6 protein-coding genes are annotated in these 7057 nt (G+C 62.3%); 2 read left to right on the top strand and 4 right to left on the bottom strand.

Annotated features, from left to right (window positions below; genetic code table 11):
- Positions 1-453: 453 nt before the first annotated feature.
- A complete protein-coding gene (locus V7M64_RS21830; protein WP_333682238.1) occupies positions 454-1770 on the bottom strand; it encodes a serine hydrolase domain-containing protein in 1317 nt (438 codons plus the stop codon).
- 263 nt (positions 1771-2033) lie between these two features.
- On the opposite strand from V7M64_RS21830, the gene V7M64_RS21825 reads away from it, so the two are divergent.
- The gene (locus V7M64_RS21825) at positions 2034-3299 is read left to right on the top strand and encodes an MFS transporter (protein ID WP_333682239.1); all 1266 of its coding nucleotides are present in this window, start codon (positions 2034-2036) and stop codon (positions 3297-3299) included.
- A gap of 38 nt (positions 3300-3337) precedes the next feature.
- Here V7M64_RS21825 and V7M64_RS21820 read toward each other — a convergent pair whose 3' ends face one another.
- The 3 genes from V7M64_RS21820 to mtgA all read right to left on the bottom strand — a co-directional run bounded on the left by V7M64_RS21820 (position 3338) and on the right by mtgA (position 5588).
- The gene (locus tag V7M64_RS21820) at positions 3338-3766 is read right to left on the bottom strand and encodes a CBS domain-containing protein (protein ID WP_333682236.1); all 429 of its coding nucleotides are present in this window, start codon (positions 3764-3766) and stop codon (positions 3338-3340) included.
- A 43-nt stretch (positions 3767-3809) separates the two neighbouring features.
- Positions 3810-4778 carry a glycosyltransferase family 2 protein gene (locus tag V7M64_RS21815; protein WP_333682234.1) on the bottom strand — a complete coding sequence of 323 codons (969 nt, stop codon included), beginning with the start codon at positions 4776-4778 and terminating at the stop codon, positions 3810-3812.
- 63 nt (positions 4779-4841) lie between these two features.
- On the bottom strand, positions 4842-5588 hold the full coding sequence (gene mtgA / locus V7M64_RS21810; protein ID WP_333682233.1) for a monofunctional biosynthetic peptidoglycan transglycosylase: 747 nt from the start codon (positions 5586-5588) through the stop codon (positions 4842-4844).
- A 277-nt stretch (positions 5589-5865) separates the two neighbouring features.
- Here mtgA and V7M64_RS21805 point away from each other — a divergent pair, with 277 nt between their 5' ends.
- On the top strand, positions 5866-6759 hold the full coding sequence (locus V7M64_RS21805) for an Hsp33 family molecular chaperone HslO (protein ID WP_333682232.1): 894 nt from the start codon (positions 5866-5868) through the stop codon (positions 6757-6759).
- Positions 6760-7057 lie beyond the last annotated feature (298 nt).

Raw genomic sequence — 7057 nt, 5'->3', positions numbered from 1 at the left:
GATGCCGGGTGCTATGCCCGCGCATTTCTGAAGAACTTCATTTTCCCCGGACAGCTATGCGCTTTTGCGGGAATGACGGCCCTAAGGGATACGGCGATTTTTGAGTCTTGCCCTCGATAGAAGAGCACTAAATTGCGTCATATCCACATCCTGCTGCGGCTTTGCAAAACCCGAGCCGGACACTCGTGAGCGAAAGCTGGAATCCAGCGACTTGAAAATCTGCAAAGGCACTGGATTCCAGCTTTCGCTGGAATGACGAGCTGATGGCACTGAATTTCCATGGGAAATTTTCGATGCCGGGTGCTATGCCCGCGCATTTCTGAAGAACTTCATTTTCCCCGGACAGCAGTGCGCCTTCGCGGGAATGACGGCCGTTGAGGCACGCCTGTACGCTGGAATGAAATCCCAGCTTCCCTGAATTCCTGGTGCTGGGATTTCATCCCAGCCTGCGGGTCAGCCGCGACGCCGAGATTTATGCCGTACTTTTGCCGGTGCCGCATGATGCGCTGGTGGGTCGCTTTCCACTCCCGCCCAATCCACGTGCGGCAGGTTCAGCATCGCATCGAACACCATCGGCATCAGTTCGATGCCGATCGAGCCCGGCGAATTCCACATCGAGACGATGCCGACGTGATACTTCGGCAGGAACGCGATCATCGTGCGATACCCTTCCACCGCGCCGGCGTGGAAGATCATGGTTTCGCCCGCATAATTGAAGACGCGCCAGCCCAGCGCATAGCTTGCTGACATGAGGCGGGCGCGGCGCCACGGGGAGCCGTGCAGCTCGCCCGGCGTCGGCACGGCCGGTTCATGCAAGACATCCAGCAAGGACTGCGGCAGTACGTCGGGACGTCCGCCCATCTGTGCGATCAGCCATTGCTCCATGTCGCGCAGGCTGGCGTTGACGCCAGCTGCCGGGGCCACGCGGTAGTAGGCTTCCTTCGGTTCGAACGACTCCCACTCATGCGCGCCATGCGGGCGATGCGGATGTGCCCAGCTCTTGCTGCTTTCCAGCGCTTCGCGGCCGTAGCTGGCGGTGGTCATGCCCAGGGGAAAGAACAGGCGTTTATCCACCTGGTGGTAAAAGAAATCGCCAGTCTCGGTGTAGATCACATCGCCGATCAGGCTGAAGGCGACGTTCTGGTAGCCATAGCACTCGCCTACGTTGCAGGTCAGCGTCACTTCGTCGAGCTTGCGCACCAGTTCCTCGTAGGGAACGTTGTCTTCCAGCATCTGATCGTAGGTATTGTGTGGCAACCCTATGCGTTGCCCGAGAATGTCGCCCACCGTGGCGGCGCCAGACGCTTGTGCATCTTTCAGCTGGAAAAACGGCAGCACGCCGGCCAGCTTGGTATTCCAGTTGAAGCGGCCATCGTCGATCAGCAAGCCGGCAACGGCGGTGGCAAACGCCTTGGAGAGCGACGCCAGGCGGAACACCGTGCTGGGCGTGACCGGCTGCTGCGTAGCCACGTCCGCGTAACCGATGGTGCGTTCGAACGCCACCTTGTTGTCCACCACCACTGCGGTGGCGAGGCCTGCCACTTCGTTACGCTGCGCCACCACGTCCAGCCAGTGCGAATACGCATCCATGGCGGCCTTGATGCGCTCGGGCGGAAGGCGGGTGATGAGCGTGGTGGCATCCTGGCTCGGTGGGTGAATGTCAGGCGTGGACGTGGTGTTCGTCGATGCGCGCAGGGCGGAGGCGGGGAGCCAGGGGACGGCGATGCCGAGCAAACCGGCGATCAGCAGGGGAAGCTTGCGAAACTTCATGCGACTGGCTTCTTGCGCACGTGTTGCCACGCTCGGGTCATGGGCTGATGGAATCGTCCATGGATAAGTACCGGAATTGTGCTGTACTTCGGGCGGCGTCACAACGCTGTGATGCCGCCGAGCGCTTCGTGCTGCACCGCGTCGGCAGCACGGTTTCGTCCCTGGGTCCAGCATGCTGGCGTGCTAGTCTTGCGCCGCCTCCCGCTGGAACCTGACCGGTGCGTTTGCCGCTCCCCGCTTCTGCACGCCGAGACGCCACGCCCATGGTGTCGGCACTCGCGTTCTTTTTCCTGTTGACCTCGTATTACATCATCCGTCCGGTACGCGATCAGTTGGGCGGGGCGGTGGGCTCGACGCAATTGCCGCTGTTTTATCTGGCGACGTTCGTGGCCATGCTGCTGCTGACGCCGGTGTTCGGCATGTTGGTGGCGCGCTTTCCCCGGCGGCGCTTGCTGAGCTGGAGCTACAGCTTCTTCATTGTCTGCCTGCTGGCTTTTATTCCGGCGTTTCTGGCCCAGGATCGCATCGGTGCGCGTGTCTTGGGGGTGGTGTTTTTCATCTGGGTCAGCGTGTTCAACCTGTTTGTGGTGTCGTTGTTCTGGAGCTTCATGGCGGATGTTTTCGACAGCCGCCGCGCGCGCGAGGTGTTCTCGCTGATTGCATTGGGCGGCATGGCCGGCGCGATATTCGGTCCATCGATAACGAGCATGCTGGTGGGCTTGATCGGTGTGGCGCCTCTGTTGCTCGTTTCGGCCGCCATGCTTGGCACGTCCTTGATCTTGTTGTTGCGCATGTCGGTGCAACGCGCGGAAAGCGACAACGCGGAACAGCCGATTGGCGGTTCGCTGTGGGCTGGCATACGGGAACTGTGGTCGCGCCCGTTCCTGCGTTTGATGGCCATCCTGATGCTGCTGGGCGATGGCATTGGCACGCTGGCCTATGCACTGCTGGCCGACTACGTCAAAGCGCACATGGCGTCTGCCGCCATGCGCACGGCGTTCTATGCACACATCGATCTGGCGGTGAACCTGCTGGGAGCGCTATTGCAGCTCACCTTGTCGCCTTGGCTGCTGATGCGCCGCGGTGCCGTGTGGGCGCTGGTGCTGCCGCAACTGGTCAATTTGGGCTTGCTGGTCATGGTGATGGTCGGCGGCCATGCGGAGCTGAGCGTGCTGGGCTATGGCGTGCCGCTGCTGGCAGTGATGATGGTCGGCACGCGCGGCTTCATGTACGGCATGACCAAGCCTGCCAGCGATGCGCTCTACACCCGCGTGCCGCGCGAGACGCGCTACAAGGGCAAGAATTTCGTGGAAACGGCCGTGTGGCGGTTTGGCGATGTGGTGATCACCACCAGCATCAGCGGCTTGGTCAAGCTTGGTATCGCCGTAGGCAGCATTGCACTGATCGGCGTGGGAGCTTCTTCACTGGCGGCATGGATTGCGCGCAAGGCGGCGACGTCGCCGGATCTGGCGCCGGAGACCAAGCCAGGCAAGGGACAGCAGCGAACGGGGAACGAAAGCCTCGCCTGACGCTTCGCGCTCCCCGTGGCCGTCCTGATCCAACTCGTTCAGCTCGTGATGTACCGCTGCAACTGCTCGATCTGTTCCGCTTGCGCACTGATCACTTCCTTGACCAGGTCGCCGATCGAGATTACCCCCATGACGCGATGGCCATCCACCACCGGCAGATGGCGTACGCGGCTGTCAGTGCACATGCGCATGCAATCGAACACATCGGTGTCCGGTGTCACGGTCAGCACCGGATGGCTCATGATTTCCGACACCGGCGTCTGTGCCGACGACCTGCCCTGCAGGATGACTTTGCGCGCGTAGTCGCGTTCGGAAATGATGCCCACCAGCTGTTCGCCGCGCATCACCAGCAAGGCGCCGACGCGCCGTTCCGCCATGTGTTTGATCGCTTCCAGTACCGGTGCTTCCGGTGCGATCGCGTAGATGTCGTTGCCTTTCCTGTCCAGCAAATGCTTGACCTGACGCATCAGACCTCCCCGGCGGCCGCAGCAATGGCCGCGTGGAGCCAGTTTAGCGCTGCGCCGTTGCGTCGGTGTGAACCGATGTGCGTGCGGCTGGCAAATGTTCTTCCTCGATGAAATACAGCGGCCGCTGCTTGGTCTCGTTGTAATTGCGGCCGAGGTATTCGCCGATCACGCCGAGCGCCAGCAACTGGATGCCGCCCAGGAACAGGATCACCACCATCAGGCTCGGATAGCCTGGTACGGGGTCGCCGTGCAGGAGCGCTTTCAGCATCACCTTCAGCCCGAACAGGAACGCCGCCACGGACGCGACAAGGCCGGTCCAGGTGGCCAGCTTCAGCGGTGCGCTGGAAAACGAGGTGATCCCTTCGATGGCGAACTGGGTGAGGCGCCAGTAGTTCCACTTGGTTTTGCCGGCCAGGCGTGGGTCGCGCAGATACTTCACCGCGGTTTGGCGATAGCCGATCCAGGCAAACAGGCCTTTCATGAAACGCTGCCGTTCGCGCAGCTGCGACAGGGCCTGCAGCGCACGGCGCGAAAGCAGGCGGAAGTCGCCGGTGTCGCGCGGCACCGGGACCTCCGAGAGCGATTCCATCGTGCGATAGAACGCGGCAGCGGTGAATCGCTTCAAGCCGGTCTCGCCAGCGCGCGCGGAACGCGTGGCGTAGACCACGTCGTAGCCGGCTTGCCATTGCTCCACCAGTTGCGGGATCACTTCGGGCGGGTCCTGCAGATCCGCGTCGATTACGACCGCGGCGTCTGCATCGACGTGATCCAGCCCGGCGGTGAGGGCGGCTTCCTTGCCGAAGTTGCGCGACAGCTTCAGCGTGCCCACGCGCGGATCGGCAGCTGCCAGCGATTGCATGATCGCCCACGTATCGTCGCGGCTGCCGTCGTCGACGTACAACACGTCGCAAGCCAGCGGCAGCTCGTCCAGCACCTTGGAAATCCGCTCATGGAAGGCGGTGAGCACGGCTGATTCGTTGTAGGCAGGAACGACAACCGTGAGTCGCGGCATGCCGGGCATCCATATCAAGTGGGTAGATACGCAAAGTGTAAACGGTGGCTCGCAGAGCGTGTTCTAACGACGTCGCGCCGGGCGCACGTCGCGCGGCGGCTGCCGGCTTTGCAGATAGGCCGGGCCACCCAATTGGCGGACCTGCTGCTCGATCCAGCGTGCGCGTTCCAGCACGTAGCCGCTCGGGCGATCGACATGGAACCGATCCGGACTGGGCAGCACCGCGGCCAGCCGCGCCGCCTGCGCCAGGCTGAGCTGCGCGGGCAAGCCATGGAAAAACGTGTTGCTGGCCGCGCCCACGCCGTAGATGCCATCGCCGAACTGCGCGACGTTCATATACACCTCCAGGATGCGCTGTTTCGGCCAGGTCAGTTCCAGCAGTACGGTGAAATATGCTTCCAAGCCCTTGCGCACGAAGCTGCGTCCGTTCCACAGGAACAGGTTCTTGGCCGTCTGCTGGCTGATCGTGCTGGCGCCGCGCAGGCGCTTGCCGTCATCCGCCGCATCGATCGCGTTTTCGATGGAGCCGAAGTCGAAGCCATGATGGAAGGGAAATTTCTGGTCCTCGCCGGCCACCATTGCAATCGGCGCCCATGGCGAGATGCGCGACCAGGGCACCCAATGATGCTGTAGCTGGAAATCCTTTTCGCCATGGATGAGCGCGTCCAGCCGGCGTTCCATGATCACCGCCGAGGTCCACGGCGGCACGAAACGCAAGACCAGCACCACGAACCAGCTCAGGGCCACCCACGACAGGACCGCGATACCGGCGTAACGCAACAGGCGGCGAAAAAGCGGAAGATGCGGCATGGCGTCGATCGGCAAGGAAAGCCGGTGAAGTATAAAAGCTGCTAGGAGCCTGTCGGACTTGAGTGGTCGAGGCGATGTTGGCTGCGCGAGGACAGATTTTCGGCGATTCGCAGGCCCATAGTGGTTCTATGGGTCAAGAATCGACGGAAATATGGACCGCGCAGGCGAATTTGCAGCCCGGCCGACTCAAGTCCGACAGGCTCCTAGCGGCCGGCCATTGTTCACACCGGCGCCCATCCCCATATCCGGCCCTCTGCATTGTGTGAGGTGGTCCTGCGTGGAAAACGTGCTTGCCGAGGATGTGCTCCATCGTTTCCTGTTGGAACGGGCCGGCGTCCGGGGCGTGATCGTGCGCCTGGGCCCAGCCTGGCGCGAGGTGGCAGGCCGCGCCGACTATCCCGCGCCGCTGCTGGATCTGCTCGGCCAGACGCTGGCGGCGAGTGCGCTGCTTACCGGCAACATCAAGTTCGAGGGCGCGCTGTCGGTGGAATTGAAGAGCCAGGGCGCACTGCGCTTGCTGTTCGCCGAATGCACCGACGCCGGCCGCCTGCGCGGCCTGGCGCGCTGGAATGCGGAAATTCCGGCATCGCTCACCTTGAACGAACTGCCGCAGGCGCTGATGGCCATCACCATTGGCAAGGCCGAGCGCGGGCAGCGTTACCAGGGACTGGTCGATCTGAATCATCCGGACTTGGCCGGGGCGCTGGAGAATTACTTTCAGCAATCCGAGCAGCTGCCCGCCCGCTTCGTGCTGGCGGCCAACGAGCAGCATGCGGTTGGCTTGATGCTGCAGAAGGTGCCGGGCGAGGGCGGTCACGATGCCCAGCACGATGAGGACGGCTGGCCGCGCGTCGAACACCTCACCGCCACTTTGGGGCGCGATGAACTGCTAGGCACGCAGCCGGAAGAATTGCTCTACCGCCTCTATCACGAGGAAACCGTGCAGTTGTTCAAGCCGCGCCCCTTGGCATTTGGTTGCAGCTGCTCGCGCGAGCGGGTGGAAGCCATGCTGCGTTCGCTGGGTCGTGCGGAAATCGAGGCAACACTGGAAGCCCAGCAAGGCACGATCGAAGTCACCTGTGAGTTCTGCGCGCGCACGTATCATTTCGATCGCGTGGACGCGGAGCATTTGCTGAGCGGCGGTACGGCGGCAAGTTCCACCGTGCAGTGATCGTCTTGCGCGTGGCCTGATATTTGCTCGGCCTCATTCCCGTGTTCGCGCAGTGCTGGCCGGGGGAATCGTCAATACTCGCCGCAATGCTTCATACGTCGTCGTCCCGGCGAAGGCCCAATAGTGTCCGGCTCGGGTTTTGCAAAACCGCAGCAAATGTGGATATGACGCAATTTAGTGCTCTTCTATCGAGGGCAAGACTCAAAAATCGCCGTATCCCTTAGGGCCGTCATTCCCGCTTTCGCGCACTGCTGTCCGGGGAAATTCGATCATGCGAAGAGCCCCGACTGAAGACGAT

Origin of the sequence: Dyella sp., assembly GCF_036746095.1 — a bacterium.
Classification (GTDB): domain Bacteria; phylum Pseudomonadota; class Gammaproteobacteria; order Xanthomonadales; family Rhodanobacteraceae; genus Dyella_B.
This window is presented reverse-complemented; position numbering and strand designations above follow the sequence as displayed.